The organism is Paraburkholderia caledonica (assembly GCF_000383275.1).
In the GTDB taxonomy this organism is placed as follows: Bacteria; Pseudomonadota; Gammaproteobacteria; order Burkholderiales; family Burkholderiaceae; genus Paraburkholderia; species Paraburkholderia caledonica.
In genome coordinates this window covers 359436-382228 of record NZ_KB911038.1, presented here as the reverse complement: position 1 = coordinate 382228, position 22793 = coordinate 359436, and the positions used below count along the sequence as shown (strand labels likewise).

Here is a 22793-nt window from a genome sequence, read left to right as displayed (position 1 = left end):
CCCAATACGATGTTGCGGTACAGACTCGCGAGCCCGAATCAACGCAATGCCCGGCGCCCGCCGAAGAGCGCAGCAGGCCGCGTGCCACGCGGCACACCACCCGCCACGCGCATGCCATTTCGTCTGCGATTCGAGCATTGACGTCGAGCCCGAATCGCAGACAACAACAGTACTACTGGGTCACGCCCTTCTTCGCCGCAAGTTGTTGAGCCCGCTGGTAATGCTCCTTGATTGTCGGCAACGCCTTTTGCGCGGCCTTCTTCAGGTCGGCGTTCTGCCCTTCAGCAATTTCCTTTTCGAAGGCGGCAATGGCTTGCTTGTGGCCTTCAAGACCGACCTTCTGGATATACGCCTGATCGAATTCCTTGCCCTTCAGCGGCTTCAATGCGTCGAGCACACTCGGGTCCGAATTGTCTTTCGGTACTTCCACGCCATGCGGCGCGGCCATTTTCAGCTGGACGGTCAGCTTCGTGTGATCGAGCATCATGTGATGCGCAAATGATTTCACGTCTTTATCACTGGAATTGCTAGTCGCGAGTTTTGCCGCGTCGATCTCCGTCGACGAAGACATCGAAGCGGCCTGAACAAAGTCTTTGTCCACCTGTGCGAGCGGATTGGCGGCGGTAGTGGAAGCGGCTTGTGTCTGTGCATTCGCGGCGACCGGAAGCAGGCTGAAACAACCGCACGCTACTGCAATTACTGTCATCTTTTTCATGCGTTTCCTCACTGATTTTCTAACGGGTAGCTCAAAGCGGCGCAATGTTCGTTGCGACATGAGAGACGCAGCAACCGCCATGCCGCCTCTGCGGCCGTGATGCGCATTACGTCGATTTTGGCCCGACGCGTGTTCGTGACCGCAGCATTCCCCAAGCAGAAATTGCGCGGTTCTATCGCAACGATTACAAGCATGCTTGACGAGAATCGGCGCCGTTTGAATACATCCTGGGATGCTAGCCGGGAGCGCCCCTTGCTCGACTCCCGTTGCCTTCCAACCAACCCACGGGAGAATGAAATGGCGACGAAACCGAATGACCAGGACGACACCGCGCAAAGCACGGGTAACGACCAATCTGGAGAAGGAACATTTGAAACCGATGTCTCCGAAACCGACGACGAGGGCACCACAGTCCGGCAAGCGGAAGTAAAAGAGGACGATCTGTCGGAAGTGAAGAAAGACAACTCCTGAAGCCTGCGACGATGGCCGCGTTCGCATGTTGCGCGGACGCGGCAGCCACCCAACCTCAAGACACGACTGCCCCGTGAGAATCGCTCAAGTCGCCCCTCTCTACGAATGCGTCCCCCCCTTCGCTTACGGCGCCACCGAGCGCGTCGTGTCCTACCTCACTGAAGAACTCGTTCGACGTGGCCACGATGTCACGCTGTTCGCTACCGCCGACTCCACCACGGCTGCACGTCTTGTACCGATCTGCGAGCGCGGACTATGGCGCGATACGACCGTGTGGGACACGCTCACGCACCACGTGAGGCAGCTGGCACGCGTCGCAGATCTGGCGAACGAGTTTGACGTCGTGCATTTTCATGGCGATCCGCTGCACTTCCCGCTAGCACGAGCGTTACCGTGCAAGTCGCTCACGACGCTTCATGGGCAATTGCTGCCTGTGGATCACGGGCCGCTTTTTCGCGAATTCGCGTCAGCGCCGCTCGTGTCGATTTCCAACGATCAGCGCAAGCCGGTGCCATCCGCCAACTGGCAAGCAACCATCTATCACGGTCTGCCACTCGACGAATTCGAGTTTCAGCCGGAGCCTGCGTCGTATCTGCTCTTTCTCGGCCGCTTGATGCCCGGCAAGCGGCCCGACCTCGCCGTTGAAATCGCAAGGCGCGCCGGACTGCCGTTGAAAATGGCCGGCAAAATCCATCCCGGCGAGCGGGAGTACTTCGCACAGCAAATCGAACCGCTGCTGGAAGATTCGCGCGACTTCACCGACTACCTCGGCGAAGTCGGCGGTGACCTACGCAGGCAACTCATCGCGAATGCGCGAGCGCTTCTGTTTCCAGTGGAATGGGCGGAGCCGTTCGGGATGGTGATGATCGAGGCAATGGCATGCGGCACGCCGGTCATTGCATTTGGACGTGGCGCGGTGCCCGAAGTGCTGACGCATGGCGTGAACGGGTTCATCGTCGATAACGTCGAACAGGCTGTCAGCGCGGTCGCGCGCATCGGCGAAATAGATCGCGCAGAATGCCGCCGCTCGTTCGAGCAGCGCTTCACGGCTGCACGCATGGCAGGCGACTATCTGCGCGTGTATGAAAATCTTCTCGCGGGAACGCGTGCGCCGGCGCCGGCATCCGATACAGACACCGGCGCGGGCGCACGACTTTTCGGCTAGCAATCCGCCGGGCCGAATCAATCCGCCACGGCCCGCGGCGGGGCCGTGGCAAACAGCATTAGCCGACGTTCACTTCAATGCGGCGTGGCCGCGCTTCTTCGCGGCGCGGAATGACGAGCTTCAGCACACCATCCTGAAGGTTCGCCTCGATTTTCGAAGTATCGAATTCCGCACCCAGCGTGAACGAACGCGAGAAATGCGGCGCGCGGATTTCCGCGTGTTGCAGACGCAAGCCGGCGCGCGTCGGCACGCTCGCTTCGGCCTCGATGTGCAGATTGCCGTCGTGCACGCGCACCTCCAGCTTCTCTTTCGACACACCCGGAAGGTCGGCCCACAGCGTGACGCCGTGCGCGTTTTCGATCACGTCGACGGGCGGCGTCAGCGTCGCGCGCTGCTCAGCCGGCTCGCGCTCGCCGCGCGCCACGGGTTGCTGCTCCTTTTGAACAACTTCGGTCGTATCGCTCATGATTCGCTCCATCATCGTGAGGTCATTGAATGGTGATTGCACGCGGTTTGGACGACTCGCGCTTGCCGACGCTAATCGACAGACAGCCGTTCGTGTAGCGCGCCTCGACCTTGTCGGGGTCGGCCTGCTGCGGCAGTTCGATTACGCGGCGGAAAGAGCCTGTAAAACGCTCCTGAGCATATTGGCGCGTGGACTCGTCCGCCTCCGGCGCGACGCGCTTGCGCTCGCCGGCAATCGTCAGCAAGCCTTTGTCGATGGATACGTCGAGTTGCGACGCATCGATACCGGGCGCAAACGCGACGATCTCGATCGAGTCGTCGGTGGTGCCGATATTGATTTGCGGAAAGGCCGACAGACGGCCAGAGCGGATGCTCGAAGGGAAACCGCCGAACACCGCCGACATCTGCTGCTGCAAACGGTCGAGCTGGCTGAACAGGTCGGTCGCGAAGTAAAGGTCACTCATGATCGTTTCCTCCTCGGTAGTACCGGGGCAAGGAGACGGACGGGCCTACGCGCTCCAGTCCGCCTGCCCGCACCCGCTGACAGACAAATCGAAACACGCAGCGCGCCGCCGGAAACGGCGCGTCTGCCTGAGCGGAATCTAAAGTAGATTCGGCCACGACGATTTCAAGACCCTTGTGCGCAAATTTTTGGCCTTGAAAAACACAACGGAAACCACATAGTCGTGCGAGATCAAAGTGTCGGATAAACAGGCATGGAATTCGATTCGGACTGGCTGACTCTTGGACGGCATCGGGTCTACCTGCGCTCGCCAGGAGGCTTTCCAACGGAAGCAATGCGAACCGCCGTGGACGTCATACGCATTGCGATAGAAAACAATATGAGTGCGCGCGCAAGGCTCGTGGATGTCACGGTGCGAGAGGAAAAATCGTACGACGTATCGGTCGGAACGACCTTCGCGGAAGACCGGCTTTGCGCCCCGCAACTCGAAGCGGCAATTGCCACGGTTCTCGGTTTGATGCCCTCGCAAGTGCGGATCTTCGTGACAGTCGTCACGCAGGAAGAAGTGGACTTGCACTTCGGCGTATACGAACGGATGCTGGCCGAGAAGATCAGTGGACTGGCGCCTATCGGGCGCATTGAGCAGGATAGCGCGCGCCTTTGCGCACAGACAGCGGCGCAAGACACCTTGGGCACGTTGGAGTTTTCCGACACCGTTGACGCTCTGCGCAGCAAAAGCTGAGCATGTTGACCGCAAAAGCCCAGCCTTAAGATTTCCTTCAGAATTGCGCGATAAATTTAATGAAAGCCTTTTGCCACGCGACACTGGCGAGCAACGCTCGCCAGACATCAAATAAAAATACGAGAGAACCCCTATGCCGAAGGGACCTTCAGCCGCCGCCACCGCGACTGCCCGTGTTACTTACGCGGTTGAACTCGCGCGGGGTGCCTCGCACATTAGCAGTACATTAAGTCCGGAAACCGAAAGGCGCGCAATCGTCGAGACGATCGGCGAGTTTTGCGACCTGTACGGCGAAGCGAAGCTGCCCCTGTTCCAGAAGCTCCTCGCAGAAGAATTGCGACAACGCGGCAAGAAGGAAGCCGCGCTTGCGGTCGCTCAATTCAAGTTCGTCTGCAATTGCGCCGGGCGCTGACGCGCGGGAAGCCTACTCCGACTACTTGTCGAAACCGCGCAGCATCGCACCCAATTCGTCCATGCTATAGGGCTTGCGCAGCGCGCCCCAGCGAAACGGCAGCTTGTCCACCGACGGCATCTCGTGACCCGAAGCAAAAATCACACGTAACGTGGGCCGAATCTGCGTAGCCCGCTGCGCGAGTTCGAGACCGGACATGACCGGCATGGACAGATCGGTGATCAACACGTCGAATGGTTGTTCCGCGAGGAGCTGCAGCGCTTCTTGCGGCGAGCCGGTGACAGCGGGGTCGTGGCCCAGCAGCTTCAGCAGCTCGCCGATGGCCTCGGAGGTATCGAGATCGTCGTCGACCAGCAGCAGGCGCAGACCCTTGTCAGCCGCTCCCTCCTGATTTTCGCCAGTGTCATCGTTACGGGCGAGCGGAGGGACGCCGAGTATCTGCCGGATCTTGTATGCCAATTGTTCGCGGCTGTATGGTTTGCTCAGCAATTCAACGCCGGGATCGAGCCGACCGCCATGCACGATCGCGTTCTGCGTATAGCCGGACGTGAACAGCACCTTCATGCGCGGCAACAACTGCACCGCCTGGGCGACCATCGCGGGGCTGCGCAGCGGGCCGGGCATCACCACGTCTGTAAAGAGAAGGTCGATGTGCACGCCGCTGCGAACCACTGCGAGCGCCTGCTCGGCGTCGTTGGCTTTCAGCACGCTATAGCCGAGACCCGACAGCGTGTCGACCACCGTCGATTGCACCTCCTGGTCGTCTTCCACCACCAGGATCGTTTCCGTCCCGCCGAGCAGCGCCAGGGTGACCGGCGGCGAGGTCGGCGCCTCGACCGCTTCTTCCATCGAGCGCGGCAGATAGATCTTCACGGTCGTGCCGTGTCCGACTTCGCTGTAGATCCTGATGTGGCCGCCGCTCTGCTTGACGAAGCCATACGCCATGCTCAGGCCGAGGCCGGTGCCCTCGCCTTCGGGCTTGGTCGTGAAAAACGGATCGAACGCCCGCTGCACGATATCGGGCGCCATGCCCGTACCGGTGTCGGTTACGGCAAGCATCACGTACTGGCCGGAAGGCACGTCCGGGAAGCCCGCGACGTACTGATCGTCGAGCATGGCGTTCGACACTTCCATCGTGAGCTTGCCGCCCTCCTTCATCGCGTCGCGGGCATTGATCGCGAGATTGAGGATCACGTTCTCCATCTGGTGTACGTCGACGAGGGTATTCCACAATCCACCCGACACGACGGTCTCGATCTCGACCGTTTCGCCGAGCGCGCGGCGCAGCAGGTCGTCCATGCCGCGAATCGCGGCCGCAAGATTGATGACGATAGGCCGCAACGGCTGCTGGCGCCCGAACGCGAGCAATTGCGACGCGAGCTTCGCGCCGCGCTCCACCGCGTCGATCGCCTTGTCGAGGCGCTCGCGTGTCCAGCCGTCGCGTTTATGCCGGCTTTCCAGCAATTCGAGGTTGCCGCGCAAAATCTGCATGACGTTGTTGAAATCGTGCGCGACGCCGCCCGTCAGCTTGCCGATGGCTTCCATTTTCTGCGACTGCACGAGCGCGATGCGCGTCTCTTCCAGCAGACGATTCGCTTCCATGCGCTCGGTGATGTCGCGCGTGATCTTCGCAAAGCCGACCAGCGCGCCGCCGTCGCGGATCGCGTCGATCACGACGTGTGCCCAGAAACGCGAGCCGTCCTTGCGCACGCGCCAGCCTTCTGCTTCGAAACGGCCGTCGCGTGCAGCGGCGGCGAGCCCGCGCTGCGGCAGTCCGCTGCCGGCGTCTTCAGGCGTATAGAAGCGCGAAAAATGCGAGCCGATGATTTCACTGGCCGTATAGCCCTTGATACGGCGCGCGCCCGAATTCCAGTTGGTCACCATGCCTTCCGGCGACAGCATGAAGATCGCGTAATCGGTAACGCCGTCCACCAGCAGGCGGAAACGGCGCTCGCTTTCGAGCACCGCGTCGTGCACCGTCTTTTTGTCGGTCATGTCGCGCACGATCTCGCCATAGCCGAGAAGCGTGCCGTCCTGCGAGCGCAGCGCCGTGAGCACGACGCTCGCCCAGAATGCTTTACCGTCCTTGCGCAGGCGCCACCCTTCGCTCTCGAAGCGCCCTTCGCTACGCGCCGTGTCGAGCGCCCTTTGCGGCGAGCCCTTCGCGCGCTCTTCAGCCGTGTAGAAGATATCTAGCGGCTTGCCGACGACCTCGTCCTCGCGAAAGCCGTGAATGGCTTCGCCGCCCGCATTCCACGAGCGGATGCGGCCGTCTTCGGACAAACCGATCACCGCGTAGTCGCGCAGGGATTGAACCCAGATGTTGGCCCAGTTCTGAACGATGTCATCGGGCTCGTATGCATGCGCCATTAACCTGCTCCGTCGAGAATAGGCTGTGGACCTAGTCTGCTTCTGGCACGCCGCTGACGGCGCACCGCATATTGTTTTCTACTCTTCCCGTTGTTTTGCACGTAAAGCTCAAGGCAAGCCGGTCCTTTTGCGGCTTTATGCGCATCTGACATTTTATTAGCGAACGCCGGCGATATGAAGAGTGTTTCCGTAAGACCGCCACGACGAGCGTAAGCGAGTGTAAGCGGCCTGAGCCGCTCATGGTACGCCCCAACCCCTGATCCGGCCCGGTACAGGGATTGCTAAGCCACTCACAAACGCCCCACGAGCCAATGCGCCCAAGCATGAAAACCGGCCAAGCATCCCGAACCGATCTGCAGAGCGTTGCAGGCAGGCCGCCGCGCGGCGCGACTGCGCCCAGGGCCGCAGCCGCTTTCGCAGTCGCTGTGGCGGCTGCTCTATCCGGCGGCCTTGCGTTCGAAGCACAGGCCGCTCCGGCTCATGATGCGCTGCGCCCAGCAGGCGCGCAGGCCGCACACATCTTCTCACTCTGGACCGTTACGCTGACCGTCTGCTCGCTCGTGTTCGCGGCGGTGCTGATCGCGCTGCTCTTCGCCGTGGCGCGGGCGCCGCGTGTCAGCCGCGATGCGAGCCCGGATCTGGGCTCGCTCGAGCGCCCGGAGAGACGCGTGGGCCGCGTGGTGAGCGGGGCGTCGATTGCGTCGGTAGTGTTGCTGTTCGGGCTGCTGCTCGCCGATATCATGACCGATCGCGCGCTCTCCCGACTGCCCGTCGCCGACGCGGTTCATCTGGAGATGACCGGGCATCAATGGTGGTGGGAAGCGCGCTACGCGGACGACACGCCCGGCAGCGGATTCGCCGTCGCGAACGAACTGCACGTGCCAGTTGGGCGGCCTGTCGTCATTTCGCTCAAAGCCGACGATGTGATTCATACGTTCTGGGTGCCGAATCTGCATGGCAAAAAGGACATGATTCCAGGCCGCGAATCGACAATCGAATTCCGTGCCGACCGCGCCGGCACGTATCGCGGGCAATGTGCCGAATTCTGCGGTCTCGAACATGCGCTGATGGCATTCACGGTGGTCGCCGAGCCGCCCGCCCAGTACGACGCATGGGTCGCGCGGCAACGAACGCCCGCGCCGCAGCCTGTCGACGCGCTACAGGCGCAAGGCGAGCGGCTCTTCACGACCGGCAACTGCGCCGGCTGCCATACCGTGCGGGGCACCTCCGCAAACGGGGTGATCGGCCCGGACCTCACCCACGTGATGAGCCGTCCGATGCTGGCCGCCGAAACATTCGAAAACACGCCCGCCAACCTAGAGTCCTGGATCAAGGCGCCCGGCAGCATGAAGCCCGGCACCACGATGCCGGCAACCCAGCTGTCGGCGCAGGATCTGAATGCCCTTATCGCATGGATCAGAACTCTCCAATGAGCGAACGTCAATCTTCGCCCGGGCGGTCGGCCGCACATCTGGTGGATGGCCCCGCTGCCGGCCAGCAGGTCGCCGAAGCGCTTGCGCGCACATGGAGCGATTCACCGGGCTGGCTGGGCCGGCTCTCCGCTGTCAACCACAAGACCGTGGCGCGGCGCTTCGTGATCACCACGTTCGTTTTCTTCCTGTTGGGCGGCCTCCTCGCGCTCGCCATGCGACTTCAGCTCGCGCGGCCCGGCAATCGCCTCGTCGGTCCCGAGCTATATAACCAGCTTTTTACGATTCACGGCACGACGATGATGTTCCTGTTCGCCGTGCCGGTCATGCAGGCCGTCGCCACCTGGCTCGTGCCGCTGATGATCGGCGCGCGCAGCGTCGCCTTCCCGCGGATGAATGCCTACGCCTACTGGGTCTTCCTGTTCGGCGGCGTGACGCTTTACGTGGCGTTCGTGCTCGGCGCCGGTCCGGACGCAGGCTGGTTCAGTTACGTGCCGCTCGCCGGGCCTGATTACTCGACGGGCAAGGGCGTCGACATATGGGCGCAGATGATCACCTTCACCGAACTCGCCTCGCTGCTCGAAGCGGTCGTGCTCATTACGACGATCTTCAAGATGCGCGCGCCCGGCATGTCGCTCAACCGCATGCCCTTATTCGTGTGGGCCACGCTGATCACGCAATTCATGGTGCTGTTCGCGATGCCGGCGGTGATGCTCGGCAGCACCGCACTGATTCTCGACCGTCTGGTCGGAACGCATTTCTACAACGCGGCGCGCGGCGGCGACGTATTGTTGTGGCAGCACCTATTCTGGTTCTTCGGGCATCCCGAGGTGTACCTGATCTTCATTCCTCCGCTCGGCTTTCTTTCTTCGATCATTCCAACCTTCGCGCGCCGCCCGATTTTCGGCTACCCGGTCATGGTGCTCGCGCTGATCATGACGGCCTTTCTCGCGTTCGGTCTCTGGGTGCATCACATGTTCGCAACGAGCATTCCGGCGCTCGGCAAGAGCTTTTTTACAGCAGCCAGCCTGATGATCACCATCCCGTCAGGCGTACAGATCTTCTGCTGGATCGCGACGCTGTGGACCGGACGTCTCAATCTGAAGACGCCGCTATGGTTTGCGCTCGGCTTCTTCTTCATTCTCGTGCTGGGCGGCATGACCGGTGTGATGCTCGGATCGGTAGCGCTCGACTTGCAGGTACACGACACCTATTTCGTGGTCGCGCATCTGCATTACGTCTTGCTCGGCGGCGCGGTGTTTCCGCTATTCGGCGCGTTCTACTACTGGTATCCAAAAGCAACTGGCCGGCTAATGAACGAGACGCTGGGGCGCCTGCAATTCTGGCTGTTCTTTATCGGCTTCAACGTCGCGTTCTTTCCGATGCACGTGCTCGGTCTGCACGGCATGCCGCGCCGCGTGTGGACCTACCCGCACGGCATGGGCTGGGACGGCATGAACCTGGCTGCCACGATAGGCGCGTTGACGATAGGCGTCAGCGTGCTGCTGTTTATAGTCAACGCGATGCACAGCTACCGGCATGGTGAAGTGGCAGGCGCCGATCCGTGGGGCGCGGGCACGCTCGAGTGGAGTACCACGAGTCCGCCGCCGCCGCACAACTTCGACGCGCTGCCCGTGGTTCACGGACGCGACCCGTTGTGGGAGCCGTCCGCGCAGCCTGCCTATGTCAGCGGCCTTGCTGCCGAAGCGCGTGAAGTGTTGTCTACTACTGCGCTCGACGCGTTGCCCGATTTGCGTCTGCTGTTTCCGGCGCCTTCCATCTGGCCGTTTATCAGTGCGGTGGCGACCACCGTGCTGTTTATCGGCTCGATCTTTTCGCCGTGGGCTGTCGTGTGGGGCTCGGTGCCGGTCACGATCGCGTTGATAGGCTGGTTCTGGCCAAATCGCGGCCAGAACCAGCAAGCGGTCCAACTGGAGCAGCGGCCATGACGGAACTGCGCAAAGCGCCGGTAGACGCGATGCAAAACGATGCGGGCGCCACTCCCGTGCTGATGCTGGACGTCCGCCATCTGCCGAGCTTCGGCTTCGGGCATCGCAGCCTGATGTGGTGGAGCACCATCTGCCTGATGCTGATCGAGGGGACCGTTTTTGCCATCGCGGCAATGACGTACTTCTATCTGCGCGGGCTCACTGCAAAGTGGCCGCTCAACGCGGCGCCGCCCGATCTTCTGTGGGGCACCGCAAACACCGCGATTCTGCTCGTGAGCATGTGGCCAAACCAGCTTGCAAAGCGCGCTGCGGACCGCCAGCAGCGCGCCCGCGCGCGTCTGTGGCTCTGCGTATGCCTGGTTTTCTCTGTGGGCTTTCTGGTGGTGCGCGCCGTAGAGTTCGCCGCACTGAACGTGAGCTGGTACACGAACGCCTACGGCTCGGTCGTGTGGCTGCTGCTCGGCCTGCACACGACGCACCTCATTACGGACACACTGGACACCGCGGTGCTCGCCGTGCTGCTGTTCACCGGTCCGTTCGAAGGGAAACGTTTCGTCGACGTGAGCGAGAACGCGCTGTACTGGTACTTCGTCGTACTCAGCTGGTTGCCGATCTATGCGGTGATCTACCTCGCTCCCCGCTTGTGATGGAGGTTTGCCATGCGAACCTGGCTCGCGCTCCTCGGTGCGCCTTCCGCGGTACTGGCCGCGCTGAGCGCTGACTATGCGCTCGTCACGCCCTCCTGTGCGTGGCGAACGGTCCTGCCTCTGGGCAGTGTGACCGGCACTGCGCTGCTGTTTTCAATGGTCGCGACGCTGCTGGCGTGGCGCCGCTGGCGCGAGGCCGGCATGATCGCCCCCGCGACAGCGACCGCGCTCCCCGCGCGTCCCGCAATGCTTGCGTGCGCGGCCACGTGGGTCGGCATGCTTTCGACGCTCGCACTCGTCGCAATGTGGATACCGCAATGGCTTATTTCCCCCTGCGTGCAATGAACAAATCAATGCGCCGCGCACTCGCGTTCGCCGCGTTGTGTATTCCGCCAGGCGTACACGCACATGTGTTGACTGCCGCGGAGAGAAGCGCGCCGCCCGTGCTGCGCTGGACTTTCGAACCATGGGTCGTCGCACTGCTGGTCGTGAGCCTCGGCCTCTATGCAGCCGGCTACCGGCGCCTGCGCGCGCGCAGCCGACGCGGGCGCGGCATTCGCACGCGTCAGCTATGCGCATTCGTAGCCGGATGGCTCGCGCTCGTCGCCGCGCTCAATTCGCCACTCGACGCATTGAGCGCGGCGCTCTTCTCCGCGCATATGGTTCAACATGAACTGATGATGATCGTGGCCGCTCCGCTGCTCGTGCTCGGCCGACCGCTCGCGGTATGGCTGTGGGCCTTTCCTCCGGCGGCACGGCACGCGATAGCCGCCGCCGTCCGCACGCCGGTGCTGTACGGACTGTGGCACGCGCTGTGTGCGCCGACCGTCGCATGGCTGCTGCACGCCGCCGCGCTGTGGGCGTGGCATATGCCGCGCTTTTTTGAAGCGGCGCTCGCGTCGGCCGCTATTCATACGCTTCAGCACGCGAGCTTCCTGCTAAGCGCGCTCCTGTTCTGGTGGGTCGTTTTCGGCGAAGGCGCGCGGCGCGATCAAAGCGGCTATGCGATGTTGTCGCTCTTCACGACGATGGTTCACACCGGCGCGCTGGGCGCATTGCTGACGCTTGCGCCGGGGCTCTGGTACCCGGCGTACATCGAGTCAACCTCGGCGCTCGGCTTCGATCCGTTGCAGGATCAACAACTCGGCGGCCTCGTGATGTGGGTGCCTGGCGGTCTGGCGTATCTGATCGCAGCGCTTCTGACTGGCGCGCGCTGGCTGATGCATCGTGCGCCAGTGACGCTCATGCCTAACACGCTGGCCGCGCGGCGGGATACCACCTCATGATGCGGCGCTTCAAACTGATCGTGCTGGCCGGCACGGCGATGCTCGGCGCGTTCACGACTCCGTGTGTCACAGCCGAGCCCGCCGGCGCATCGGACCCGGCGCTCGCGGCCCTCGTAGCGCGTGGAGAATATCTCGCCAAAGCGTCGGACTGCGCGGGTTGCCACACGGCCGTCGGCGGACAAGCCTATGGCGGCGGCTTGGGACTTACATCGCCATTCGGCACGATCATGAGCAGCAACATCACGCCGGACCGCCGATACGGCATTGGCGCCTACAGTTACGAAGATTTTGCACGCTCCGTGCGCGAGGGCGTGTCGCCGGGTAACAAGCGGCTTTATCCGGCGATGCCGTATGCGTCGTTTTCAAAAATGTCCGACGACGACATGCGCGCCCTTTACGCGTATTTCATGCACGGAGTAAAACCGGCGCCCGAACCGGCTCCGCCCACCAAGCTGGCGTTCCCCTTCAATCAGCGCTGGGTGCTCTATTTCTGGCAACTCGCGTTCGCACCAACAGAACCCTATCGGCCGAAGGCCGGACGTGACGCGCAGTGGAATCGCGGGGCATTTCTCGTGCAAGGTCCGGGGCATTGCGGCGCATGTCACACACCTCGCGGTCCAGGCTTTCAGGAACGCGGCTACGACGAGTCGTCGCCCATGTATTTGACGGGTGGAGTCAATGACAACTGGTTCGGGCCGAATCTGACCGGCGATCCGGGCTCGGGACTCGGACGTATCGGCGAAAAAGATCTTGCCGCATTTCTGAAGACGGGACACGGTGCGGGTCTCGTCGCATTCGGTTCTATGGTCGAGCAAGTGGAAGACAGCACTCAATATCTGACCGACGAAGATGCGCTCGCCATGGCGCACTATGTCAAGTCACTGCCGGCGCAAAAGCCGTCCGGGAGCTATGAGCCGCATGCCCAGCCCGACTTGCCGACGCGCAACGGCAATCGGGTCGATGCGCCTCAATCGGTCGGCGCGCGGGTCTATATCTCGTTCTGCGCGCGCTGCCACGGTGTGCAAGGTGCGGGCATGCCCAATGTATTTCCGCGGCTAGCAGGCAACCCGTCAGTGATCACCGAAGATACGACTTCGCTGATTCGCTTAATGGTGGAAGGCGGCAACAGTCCCGCGACTATCAGTGGACCGCCGCGTCAAGCAATGCCGGGCTTCGCTCAAACGCTCACCAATGCGCAAATGGCGAACGTGCTTTCATGGATCCGCACCTCATGGGGCAATGACGCGCGACCTGTAACGGCCAACGACATTCAGTCGTTGCGCGAGAAAATTCACAAGTAGCGCGGCTCGCAGCCCGCGCGATCCGATTGCATTACGCCCCTCGCGTGGTGGCTTCGCGCTGGTTATCGGGCGCCTGTCCGTCGAGGCGCTTTTCGAAGCAGCACGAATCGTCTTTGCCCACATACGGCCCATACGGTTCGATGCGATGGAAACCGTGTCGCTCGTAGAACTCGATCGCGCGACGATTGTTCACGTGCATGCCGAGCCATAACGCCTGATAGCCTAGCTCTGCTGCTTCTTTCTCGAGTCGCGCGAGAATCGCACTGCCTGCGCCCTCCGCGCCGGGGCGCGCATAAAGGCGCTTGATCTCGGCAATGTGCTCGCCTAACGGACGAAACGCGCCACAGCCAAGCGGCGTCGAAAAACCGGTCCTCGCAACGAGAAAGCGCGAGCGCTCAAGCGCGACGTCGTGAATGGAAAAGCGGCTTTGTCCGCCGTCGCCGGTGAACACGGCCAGCGTCGCGCTCAGTTCGTCGAGTAGCGTCTGCGCGTCAGTCGAGGACGGATCCTCGCGGTTGATAACGATTGTTGGAAACATCATGTACGTCGCCTCCTTTGCCGTCGCATGCGAAGCAAAAAGAGCAAGCGCTGTACCGACGGTAAAGCAGCGCGCAAACGCTGAACATGGGGCGAAAAAAAAGCGGCTCGCCGTGTGGCGAGCCTAACCGAACAAACAACCATGGCGTCCCGGTGAAGGGACACGTTGATCGAGCAATCGCCGTGCCGCTGGATGAAGACGACTGCGCAACGGGTATTGCACTTGCTCGCTGACAACTGACTGGCTTATCGTGACAAACGAGCCCGGATAAACGAGGACGCAAAAATGAACATTCCCCGCAGCGTGGTTGGGTTTCTATCGTCGCGCGGTCTTGTGATCGCCACCGCCGAATCGTGTACCGGCGGTCTCATTGCATCCCTGCTGGCAGACGTGCCGGGCAGCGGCGCATGCCTCGACGTGGGCCTCGTCGTTTACTCGCCAACGGGTAAATGCGGTGTACTGAACGTGCGGTCGCAGACGATCGAAGAACATGGCCTGACGAGCGAGGCAGTCGCCCGGGAGATGGCCACAGGTGTACTCGCCCTCGAAGGGTGCTCGGCCAATATCGCAGTCTCGAATACGGGGCTCGCGGGTCCGCCGCCGAAAGGCACGGATCTGCCGGCAGGCACACAATGCTTTGCGTGGCGTTACAAGCGCCGGGACGGTGAATTCATGTTTGCCGAAACGCGAGTGTTCGACGGAGACCGCACCACTATCCGGCGAAACGCAGCGCTTTACGCGCTTTCGCGAGTCGAGTATTACTTCAATCAGTTGCCGAACGTACGATACGCTCGACCCGGTTCGCCGCACTCCGCCTGAACGCGTCGCGAACGCCGCATCGGGCTGTGTTCAACACTGGTTGGAGCGGATAAGCTGCCGCTTCCGACCGGCTATTCATAGGCGCCGCACATCATGACGCAATCATTCTTCAATTTGTACAGTCACGATTTTGCACGTGTCGCAGTTGCGGTTCCCGTGTGCCGCGTGGCCGATCCGCAATTCAACGCGCAGCAGACGCTGAAACTGGCCCGCGAGGCCGCACAAAAGGGCGCACTGCTTGTCGTGTTTCCCGAACTCGGCATATCGGCCTATACGTGCGACGATCTCTTCCACCAGCGAGCACTGCTCGACGCGTGCGAATCGGCTATCGGTGAGATCGTTGCGGCCTCTACGAGTATTCCCGCGGTACTGCTCATCGGCGCGCCACTGAAGATCGAGCATAAGCTGTTCAATTGCGCATTGGTGATTTCGAACGGCAAGCTGTGCGGTGTGGTGCCCAAAAGTTACCTGCCCAACTACGGCGAGTTCTACGAAGCCCGCCAGTTCAGTGCTGCGGAGAACGCGTCTAGCTCCGAAGTGACGTTATGCGGACAGCATGCGCCCTTCGGCGCGTCATTGCTGTTCGACGTCCCGCACGCGCCGCTCTTTCGCTTCCACGTAGAAATATGCGAGGACGTATGGGTTCCCGTGCCGCCGTCGTCGTTTGCGGCGCTCGCGGGTGCAACGGTGCTCGTCAATCTTTCCGCATCCAACATCGTGATCGGCAAGTCCGGTTATCGGCACCAACTAGTGGGGCAGCAATCCGCGCGATGCCTGTCCGCGTATCTATATTCGTCTGCGGGCCGGGGCGAATCTACAACCGACCTTGCATGGGACGGCCAGGCGCTGATCTACGAAAACGGCGAACTGCTCGCCGAATCGGAGCGTTTCGTCGACACGTCCCATGTGATTTACGGCGACATCGACCTCGAACGGCTGTCGCGCGAACGGATGAGGCAAACCACTTTCGGCCAGTCCACGCGCCGCCATGCAAACGAGGTCTGCAAATTCCAGGTGATCAGCGTGCCGGCTTCGCTTCCCGATGCGGAGCATTTGCCGCTCATGCGTTCAATCAACCGTTTCCCGTATGTGCCGTCAAATCCCGCGACACGCGATGAACGCTGCGCCGAGGTCTACAACATTCAGGTGCATGGGCTGCTGCAAAGACTCGGCGCGGCCGGAATCTCGAAAGTGGTTATTGGTGTCTCGGGCGGCCTCGATTCCACGCAGGCGCTGCTCGTATGCGCAAAAGCCATGGACCGGTTGAAGCTGCCGCGCTCGAATATTCTCGGTTACACGATGCCGGGCTTCGCGACCAGCAGCCGCACACTCCAGCAGGCGAAAGATCTGATGCAAGCCGTGGGCTGCTCGATGGAGGAAATCGACATACGCCCGAGCTGCATGCAAATGCTTCACGACTTGCACCATCCGTTTGCGTCGGGCGAAAAACAATACGATGTCACGTTCGAAAACGTTCAGGCGGGCGAGCGCACCAGCCACCTTTTCAGGCTCGCCAATTTCCATCAGGCAATTGTGATCGGCACAGGCGACCTGAGCGAACTGGCGCTCGGGTGGTGCACCTATGGCGTGGGCGATCACATGTCGCATTACAGCGTCAATGCGAGCGTGCCAAAGACGCTGATCACGCATCTCGTGCGCTGGGTCGCCGAGTCGGGCCAAGTCGGCGACGCGGGCTCGCATGTGCTGGAGCAGATCCTGGCGACCGAGATCAGCCCGGAACTGGTGCCCGGCAAGGTCGACAAAGTCATCGACCAGAAGACCGAAAGCATTATCGGTCCGTATGAGTTGCAGGACTTCAATCTCTATTACCTGTTGCGCTTCGGCTTTTCACCGTCGAAGGTCGCGTTCCTCGCGCATTGCGCATGGGCCGACCGCGAGCGCGGCGTCTGGCCGGCGGGTCCACATGTGGCGCGCAACGAATACACGCTTGGCGACATCAAGCGCAATATGGCGATCTTCGCCGAGCGCTTTTTTCACACCAGCCAGTTCAAGCGCTCCTGCATTCCGAATGCACCCAAGGTGGGATCGGGCGGCTCCTTGTCGCCGCGCGGCGACTGGCGTGCACCGAGCGACAGCGAGGCGACGGTCTGGTTGCGAGACATCGAAAGGATTCCCGGCTAGCGGGACGTTGCAGGTATGGCGAATGCGGTGTGTGGCGCATCCGCGAGCGCCCGCATGCCGGATTCGCGTGCTCATGTGCATGTCGACTTCGCGTGCAGACAATCCCCACAAACCGACGCGCGGCGCCGCGTCATTCTGGAGAACTGCCATGCCCGATACCAATTCGTCGATGTCTCCCACCATTACCGCGATGATCCGGCTCGATCATATGCATGTACTTGCCGCGTTTCATCGTTATCACACAGACACGCCGTGGTGGCGCAAGCGCGCAATCGTCAATTCGGTCTGTGCGGCACTCGAAATTCACGCACAACTGGAAGAAGAAATCTTCTACCCGGCATTGGCCGGTGTAATGAGCGAGGATAAAACGCTCGAAAAGAGCCAGCCCGAACACGACGAAATGCGCGCCACGATCGCAAAGCTACGCGCAAGCGGACCCGAGGATGCTGCATACGACGGTCTTTTTCAGCAACTGATGCGCGAGGTCATGCATCACGTGGCCGACGAAGAAACCGTACTGCTGCCTGCCGCTGAGCGGGCCTTGAAAGGCGAGCTGCGTTCGCTCGGCTCGAAAATGACGCGCCGTAGAATGCAGCTTCTTGGTGAGCGTCCGCGGGAAATTGCAGTGAATACCGCAGGTACATTCCCGATTGCGACTTTCCTGCTCGGATCTCTGCTCGTGATTGGCGCGACGCAATGCTTGCCGAAGTCGCGCAGATCGCGCTACGCCGATTGACCGCGCTGAAAGCGGCTCCGGAATCCGCCGCCGGGCAATCGTCGCCCGGCGGGTCTGTCATGCACCAGATGTAGCAACCGGCTTTTCGACAATCCGCACCGGAATGGACTTGGCGCCAGGCACTTTACTTTCTTCGGCGTAATGCCAGAGCGGCAGCAGCGGATTGCATTCCGGGTAGTAGCCGGCAATGCAGCCACGCGGAATGTCGTAAGCCTTGACGGTGAGTCCGCTTACGCGCCGGTCGAAGCCGTCGTCGGAAATGGTCTGCAAGCCGATCTTGTCGCCTTCGGTTAGACCACTCGCCGCCATATCGTCTTCATTGATCAGCACAATCATGCGGTTACCCTTCACGCCGCGAAAGCGATCGTCCAGCGAGTAGATCGTCGTATTGAACTGGCTGTCGGAGCGCAGTGTCATCAGTCTGAGCGCGTCCGTCTCGCGCTCGGGCATGTCGGGATCTTCGCCGAGTGCCTTCGGCACCTGGAACTCCGCCTTCCCGCTTTTCGTCTTCCATTGCCGCTCGCGCGCGGGTAGAGGTTTGTGAAATCCGCCCGGCGTCCACATGCGCTGGTTGAAGTCGTGGAATATCTCCGGATAAGTCTTTTCTATTTCATTACGCACGATCGAGTAATCATCTCGCCACGCATCCCAATCAACGTTGAAGCGAGTGCCCAGTGTCGCTTTCGCGATTCCCGCGACGATATAGGGCTCCGAGCGAATGTTGTCGCTGGCCGGTTCCGCCACGCCGCGCGAACCGTGCATGCACGCGGTGCTGTCTTCCATCGAGACAGCCTGGTCGCCGCTCGCCTGCCGGTCGATTTCGATGCGGCTCAAGCACGGCAAAATGTACGAGATCTCGCCATGTACGAGGTGACTGCGATTGAGCTTGGTCGCAACGTTCACATTAAGGCGCAAACCTCGCCACGCGGGTTCTATCCGCAAGCGGTCCGGCACGGAACGCACGAGATTGCCGCCGAGGTTGAATACGCCCTTCACCTCTCCTTTGAGCATGGCTTCAAACGCTTCGACGGTATTCATGCCTGTTTTGCGCGGCGGCTCGAACGAGAACTGGCTTGCCAGCTTATCGAGCGGCGCCAGTTCGGGCTTTTCTGTAATGCCGACCGTGCGCTGCCCCTGCACGTTGGAATGACCGCGCACAGGTGATGGCCCAGCGCCGGGCTTGCCCACGTTGCCCCGCAGGAAGAGCAGATTGCACACCATGCGGACGTTTTGCACGCCCAGCCGGTGTTGCGTCAGTCCCATTCCGTAGTGGACGATCACTGCATTCGCCTTCATGTATTCGTCTGCGGCCGCCTGTATCGCGTCGCGAGTCAGACCGCTGACCTTTTCTATGTCCGCCCACGAAGCCTCGCGTGCATAGTTCGCGAATGCTTCGTAACCGGTCGTGTGATCGCGGATGAAATCCGCATCGACGACACGCGGCGCACCTTGCTGGATGGCGAGATCGTCCGCGGCAATCACCGCCTTGCAGATGCCGAGAATCGCAGCGGTATCACCGCCGGTCTTGAGTTGATGATATTGCGTGCTGATCTGCGTGTTGTCGGGCGTGAGCATTTGCACCGGCGATTGCGGATTCGCAAAACGCACGAGCCCCGGCTCGCGAAGCGGATTGAACGTGATGATCGGCACCCCGCGTTTGCGCGCGTCCTGCAATTGATGAAGCATGCGCGGGCTATTGGTACCCACATTCTGGCCAAAGAAGAACATCAGGTCCGTCTTCTCGAAGTCGTCGAGCGTAATGGTGCCGACGCCTACCCCGATTGCTTCCTTCAGCCCGACGCTGGTGCTTTCGTGACACATGTTCGAGCTGTCGGGCAGATTGTTCGTACCGTACATGCGCGCTAAAAGCTGGTACATGTACGACGTTTCGAGCGACGCGCGGCCCGACGCATAGAACACCACACTGTCCGGCTCGAGCTTGCTGAGCTCGCGACCGATTTCATCGAACGCCTGTTGCCATTCCACTTGCACGTATTTGTCGGTGGCTGGATCGTAGCGCATCGGCGCGGTGAGCCGCCCCGCTTCTTCCAGGTCATGGTCGTGCCATGACAGCAGTTCGGTCACGGTATGCAGCTGAAAGAACTCAGGCGTCATTCGCTTGGACGTCAGGTCCCAGGCAGTAGCCTTCGCGCCGCTCTCACAGAACTCGAATACGTGCGGGTCGGCCGGCTTGGCCCACGAACAGCTCACGCACATAAAGCCGTCCGGCTTGTTCTGCTTCGCGAGCACGGCACTGTCTTTCAGGCCGACATGTTCCTGCGCGAGAATTGTGGTGACTGCCTTCAGCGATCCCCATCCGCCCGATGCGTAGGGGTAATCTCGTGTCGTGTCCTTTTCTTTCATTACGGTCTCCGCGCGAACGTCAGTACAGAACGAGAGCAAAGTGTGTACCTGTTGGCGAAAAGAGCGCATGCTCCTGACAATAGGTTTACACGCCTTTCGCATGGTCTTGCGCGGGTACCCGCGCTATGCCTGCAGACACAGTCAGGCCACGCATTTGCATTTACATTGCTTATATTCAGAAGCATGCGCTGCGGCGCAAATTGCGAATCCGTCCATCAGGTCAGCCACGTCCTTATTCGAGGTACCGTAATGCCCCCCTCGGTCGACGCACTGTTTCTTGCCCGAACGCAGTTCGGTTTCACCATCGCCTTTCACATTATTTTCCCGGCAATGTCCATCGGGCTTGCCAGCTATCTTGCAGTGCTCGAGGGCGCATGGCTCTTCACCGGCAAGCCGGTATACCTGGCCGTATTCCGCTACTGGCTGACGATTTTCGCAGTGGTATTCGGCGTCGGCGTGGTGTCTGGCCTTGTCATGTCGTATGAGTTCGGCACCAATTGGGCGGGCTTTGCCTATCGCGCGGGACCCGTTGTCGGCCCGCTTATGGGTTACGAAGTACTAACCGCGTTCTTCCTTGAATCGGGCTTTCTTGGTGTGATGCTGTTTGGCATGACCCGTGTCGGCCCCAAGCTGCATTTTCTTGCCACAGTGCTCGTCGCTATCGGCACTTTGCTAAGCGCCTTCTGGATTCTCGCTGCAAATTCATGGATGCAAACGCCGCAAGGATTCGAGATGGTCGACGGTCGCTTTGTGCCCACCGACTGGCTCAGCATCATTTTCAACCCTTCGTTCCCTTACCGGCTCGTGCATATGGTGCTCGCGGCCTATCTGAGCGTGGCGTTCATCGTCGGCGCGGTGGGTGCGTGGCACTTGCTGCGCGATCCCGGTAACGAGCCTGCGCGGCTCATGGCTTCCATGGCGCTATGGATGGCGTGCATCGTCGCGCCGATCCAGATTCTCGCCGGCGACGCGCACGGTGTGAACACGCTCAAGCATCAGCCCGCAAAGATCGCCGCACTCGAAGGCGACTGGGAGTCCAAACCGGGCCAACCGCTGATTTTGTTCGGTATGCCAAACATGAAGACCGAGACTACCGACTACGCAGTCGAGATCCCGCATCTGGGCGCGCTGATCCTCACACATACATGGAACGGTTCTATTAGAGGACTCAAGGAATTCGCGCGAGAAGACCGCCCCTTTTCACCGCTTATTTTTTGGGCTTTTCGCGTCATGGTCGGCCTTGGCGTGCTGATGGCGCTGACCGGTTTCGCGAGTCTGGCACTTCGGGCGCGTCATTCGCTTTATCGCGCGCGCTGGCTGCACCGGCTGATGGTCGCAATGGGACCGTCCGGCCTCATTGCCCTGTTATGCGGCTGGACCGTGACCGAAGTGGGCCGTCAGCCTTACACGGTGTATGGCCATTTGCGCACCGCCGACAGCGTGTCGCCCATCGCCGCGCCCGGCGTCGCGACATCGCTTGCGGCTTTCGGCGTCGTGTATCTGATCGTATTCGGCGCGGCAATGGTATTCGTACTGCGGCTCATGGCGAGGCCGCCATCGCTCGCGACAGAAGGGCCCGCCAAGGACAAGCCGCATCGCAGCGCGGGCATCACGCCCGGACCGGCGCAACGGCAGCCCGCATCGACCACCACTGGCAACACTTCTGCACGGGACGATCGCCATGACCGCCACGATTGATCTGCCGCTCGTCTGGGCGGCCATCCTCTCGTTTGCCGTGCTTGCCTATGTGCTGCTCGACGGATTCGATCTCGGCGTGGGCATCCTGTTCGCCGTCGAGCGCAGCCGGGACGATCGCGACCTGATGGTGAACACCATCGCGCCCGTATGGGACGGCAATGAAACATGGCTCGTGCTCGGCGGCGGCGGACTTTTCGCCGTGTTTCCCCTCGCCTATTCGATCATCCTTCCAGCGCTCTATCCGCCGATCATCGCGATGCTGCTCGCACTCGTGTTTCGCGGCGTGGCCTTTGAATTCCGTTTTCGCGCGACGGGTTCCGGCCGCGCGTGGTGGGACGTCGCTTTCTTTTCGGGTTCCACCATGGCCGCCTTGTGCCAGGGACTCGTGCTGGGCGGACTGCTTCAGGGCATCCACGTGAAGGGAGTGTCGTATTCCGGCGGCTGGTGGGACTGGCTTACCGGCTTCACCGTGCTGTGCGGCCTCGCCGTGGTCGTCGGCTATACATTGCTTGGATCGTGCTGGCTGATCTGGCGCACCGAAGGACCGCTGCACGAGCGCTGCCGGCGTTATGCGCGCACCACGGCAGTGGCGGTGCTTGCGCTGATCGTCGTCGTCACGCTGTGGACGCCAATGTTGCAAGGCTCGCTCGCTGCGCGCTGGTTCCGCTGGCCGGACATTGCATTCACCGCCGCCGTGCCGGTACTGCTGATTCTTCTCGCGGCCGGCTTCTGGCGCAGCCTTTCGGCGCGGCGCCAGGCGCTGCCTCTACTCTTCGCCTATGGCATTTTCGTTCTTTGCTATGCAGGTCTTCTGATCAGTCTGTATCCGTATCTCGTGCCACCTGCCATTTCCTTCCGCGACGCGGCCGCGCCCCACGCAAGCCTCTTATTTCTGCTGGTGGGCGCAGCGATTACCGTTCCGATGATTCTCGGCTACACGGTGTATGCCTATTCGGTTTTCAAAGGCAAAATGCGTCCCGGCGAGGGATATCACTAACATGTGGCGACGATTCGCATGGTTTGTCGGCCTGTGGTTGCTGGGCGTTGCGACCGTCGCGCTCGTGGCAGGCATATTGAAAG

Annotated in this window: 20 protein-coding genes and 1 pseudogene; 15 read left to right on the top strand and 6 right to left on the bottom strand. The window is 61.3% G+C overall.

Features of this window, described 5'->3' with window-relative positions; translation table 11 throughout:
• Nucleotides 1-172 precede the first annotated feature (172 nt).
• Nucleotides 173-715: a DUF4142 domain-containing protein gene (locus H281_RS0117115; protein ID WP_020068364.1), complete on the bottom strand. Its 543-nt coding sequence runs from the start codon at nt 713-715 to the stop codon at nt 173-175.
• 135 nt (nt 716-850) lie between these two features.
• Between H281_RS0117115 and H281_RS36875 the strand changes: the two genes are divergently transcribed.
• Together H281_RS36875 and H281_RS0117100 are read left to right on the top strand one after the other, a co-directional pair.
• Complete coding sequence (locus H281_RS36875) at nt 851-1186, top strand: hypothetical protein (protein ID WP_164701892.1); 336 nt, start codon at nt 851-853, stop codon at nt 1184-1186.
• Between the two features lie 73 nt (nt 1187-1259).
• Nucleotides 1260-2351, top strand: a complete 1092-nt coding sequence (locus tag H281_RS0117100; protein WP_027804687.1) for a glycosyltransferase family 4 protein — start codon at nt 1260-1262, stop codon at nt 2349-2351.
• 58 nt (nt 2352-2409) lie between these two features.
• On the opposite strand, the gene H281_RS0117095 is transcribed toward H281_RS0117100, so the two are convergent.
• Together H281_RS0117095 and H281_RS0117090 are read right to left on the bottom strand one after the other, a co-directional pair.
• Nucleotides 2410-2817 carry an Hsp20/alpha crystallin family protein gene (locus tag H281_RS0117095; protein ID WP_020068360.1) on the bottom strand — a complete coding sequence of 136 codons (408 nt, stop codon included), beginning with the start codon at nt 2815-2817 and terminating at the stop codon, nt 2410-2412.
• A 22-nt stretch (nt 2818-2839) separates the two neighbouring features.
• Nucleotides 2840-3280, bottom strand: coding sequence for an Hsp20/alpha crystallin family protein (locus tag H281_RS0117090; protein WP_020068359.1), 441 nt, complete (start codon nt 3278-3280; stop codon nt 2840-2842).
• A 252-nt stretch (nt 3281-3532) separates the two neighbouring features.
• Between H281_RS0117090 and H281_RS34715 the strand changes: the two are divergent.
• Both H281_RS34715 and H281_RS0117080 read left to right on the top strand, forming a co-directional pair.
• Nucleotides 3533-3910 (top strand): annotated as a pseudogene (locus H281_RS34715) (hypothetical protein); the annotation flags it as partial.
• A gap of 244 nt (nt 3911-4154) precedes the next feature.
• The gene (locus tag H281_RS0117080; protein WP_020068357.1) at nt 4155-4433 is read left to right on the top strand and encodes a hypothetical protein; all 279 of its coding nucleotides are present in this window, start codon (nt 4155-4157) and stop codon (nt 4431-4433) included.
• 21 nt (nt 4434-4454) lie between these two features.
• Here H281_RS0117080 and H281_RS0117075 read toward each other — a convergent pair whose 3' ends face one another.
• Nucleotides 4455-6803: a hybrid sensor histidine kinase/response regulator gene (locus H281_RS0117075; RefSeq protein ID WP_020068356.1), complete on the bottom strand. Its 2349-nt coding sequence runs from the start codon at nt 6801-6803 to the stop codon at nt 4455-4457.
• A 323-nt stretch (nt 6804-7126) separates the two neighbouring features.
• Between H281_RS0117075 and coxB the strand changes: the two genes are divergently transcribed.
• The 6 genes from coxB to H281_RS0117045 are packed head-to-tail and all read left to right on the top strand — an operon-like array spanning nt 7127 to nt 13416.
• On the top strand, nt 7127-8236 hold the full coding sequence (coxB, locus tag H281_RS0117070) for a cytochrome c oxidase subunit II (protein ID WP_020068355.1): 1110 nt from the start codon (nt 7127-7129) through the stop codon (nt 8234-8236).
• Nucleotides 8233-10182 carry a cytochrome c oxidase subunit I gene (ctaD, locus tag H281_RS0117065; RefSeq protein ID WP_020068354.1) on the top strand — a complete coding sequence of 650 codons (1950 nt, stop codon included), beginning with the start codon at nt 8233-8235 and terminating at the stop codon, nt 10180-10182. The genes coxB and ctaD overlap by 4 nt, the downstream gene beginning before the upstream one ends.
• A complete protein-coding gene (locus H281_RS0117060) occupies nt 10179-10829 on the top strand; it encodes a cytochrome c oxidase subunit 3 (RefSeq protein WP_020068353.1) in 651 nt (216 codons plus the stop codon). Before ctaD ends, H281_RS0117060 begins: the two co-directional genes overlap by 4 nt.
• A 12-nt stretch (nt 10830-10841) precedes the next feature.
• Nucleotides 10842-11174, top strand: coding sequence for a hypothetical protein (locus tag H281_RS0117055; RefSeq protein ID WP_020068352.1), 333 nt, complete (start codon nt 10842-10844; stop codon nt 11172-11174).
• A complete protein-coding gene (locus H281_RS0117050) occupies nt 11147-12115 on the top strand; it encodes a cytochrome c oxidase assembly protein (protein WP_027804686.1) in 969 nt (322 codons plus the stop codon). Before H281_RS0117055 ends, H281_RS0117050 begins: the two co-directional genes overlap by 28 nt.
• The gene (locus H281_RS0117045; RefSeq protein ID WP_020068350.1) at nt 12112-13416 is read left to right on the top strand and encodes a cytochrome c; all 1305 of its coding nucleotides are present in this window, start codon (nt 12112-12114) and stop codon (nt 13414-13416) included. Before H281_RS0117050 ends, H281_RS0117045 begins: the two co-directional genes overlap by 4 nt.
• A gap of 31 nt (nt 13417-13447) precedes the next feature.
• On the opposite strand, the gene H281_RS0117040 is transcribed toward H281_RS0117045, so the two are convergent.
• Nucleotides 13448-13957, bottom strand: a complete 510-nt coding sequence (locus tag H281_RS0117040) for a GNAT family N-acetyltransferase (protein WP_020068349.1) — start codon at nt 13955-13957, stop codon at nt 13448-13450.
• 282 nt (nt 13958-14239) lie between these two features.
• On the opposite strand from H281_RS0117040, the gene H281_RS0117035 reads away from it, so the two are divergent.
• The 3 genes from H281_RS0117035 to H281_RS0117025 all read left to right on the top strand — a co-directional run bounded on the left by H281_RS0117035 (nt 14240) and on the right by H281_RS0117025 (nt 17651).
• Entirely contained in the window at nt 14240-14773 is a 534-nt protein-coding gene (locus tag H281_RS0117035; RefSeq protein ID WP_020068348.1) for a CinA family protein, read from the top strand.
• Between the two features lie 93 nt (nt 14774-14866).
• A complete protein-coding gene (locus H281_RS0117030) occupies nt 14867-16915 on the top strand; it encodes an NAD(+) synthase (RefSeq protein ID WP_020068347.1) in 2049 nt (682 codons plus the stop codon).
• A gap of 148 nt (nt 16916-17063) precedes the next feature.
• Nucleotides 17064-17651: a hemerythrin domain-containing protein gene (locus H281_RS0117025; protein ID WP_020068346.1), complete on the top strand. Its 588-nt coding sequence runs from the start codon at nt 17064-17066 to the stop codon at nt 17649-17651.
• Between the two features lie 57 nt (nt 17652-17708).
• On the opposite strand, the gene H281_RS0117020 is transcribed toward H281_RS0117025, so the two are convergent.
• Nucleotides 17709-20015 carry an FdhF/YdeP family oxidoreductase gene (locus H281_RS0117020; RefSeq protein ID WP_020068345.1) on the bottom strand — a complete coding sequence of 769 codons (2307 nt, stop codon included), beginning with the start codon at nt 20013-20015 and terminating at the stop codon, nt 17709-17711.
• Nucleotides 20016-20264: 249 nt separating this feature from the next.
• Here H281_RS0117020 and H281_RS0117015 point away from each other — a divergent pair, with 249 nt between their 5' ends.
• Nucleotides 20265-21713, top strand: a complete 1449-nt coding sequence (locus H281_RS0117015) for a cytochrome ubiquinol oxidase subunit I (protein ID WP_020068344.1) — start codon at nt 20265-20267, stop codon at nt 21711-21713.
• Nucleotides 21697-22710 carry a cytochrome d ubiquinol oxidase subunit II gene (gene cydB / locus H281_RS0117010; RefSeq protein ID WP_020068343.1) on the top strand — a complete coding sequence of 338 codons (1014 nt, stop codon included), beginning with the start codon at nt 21697-21699 and terminating at the stop codon, nt 22708-22710. Before H281_RS0117015 ends, cydB begins: the two co-directional genes overlap by 17 nt.
• Nucleotides 22711-22793 lie beyond the last annotated feature (83 nt).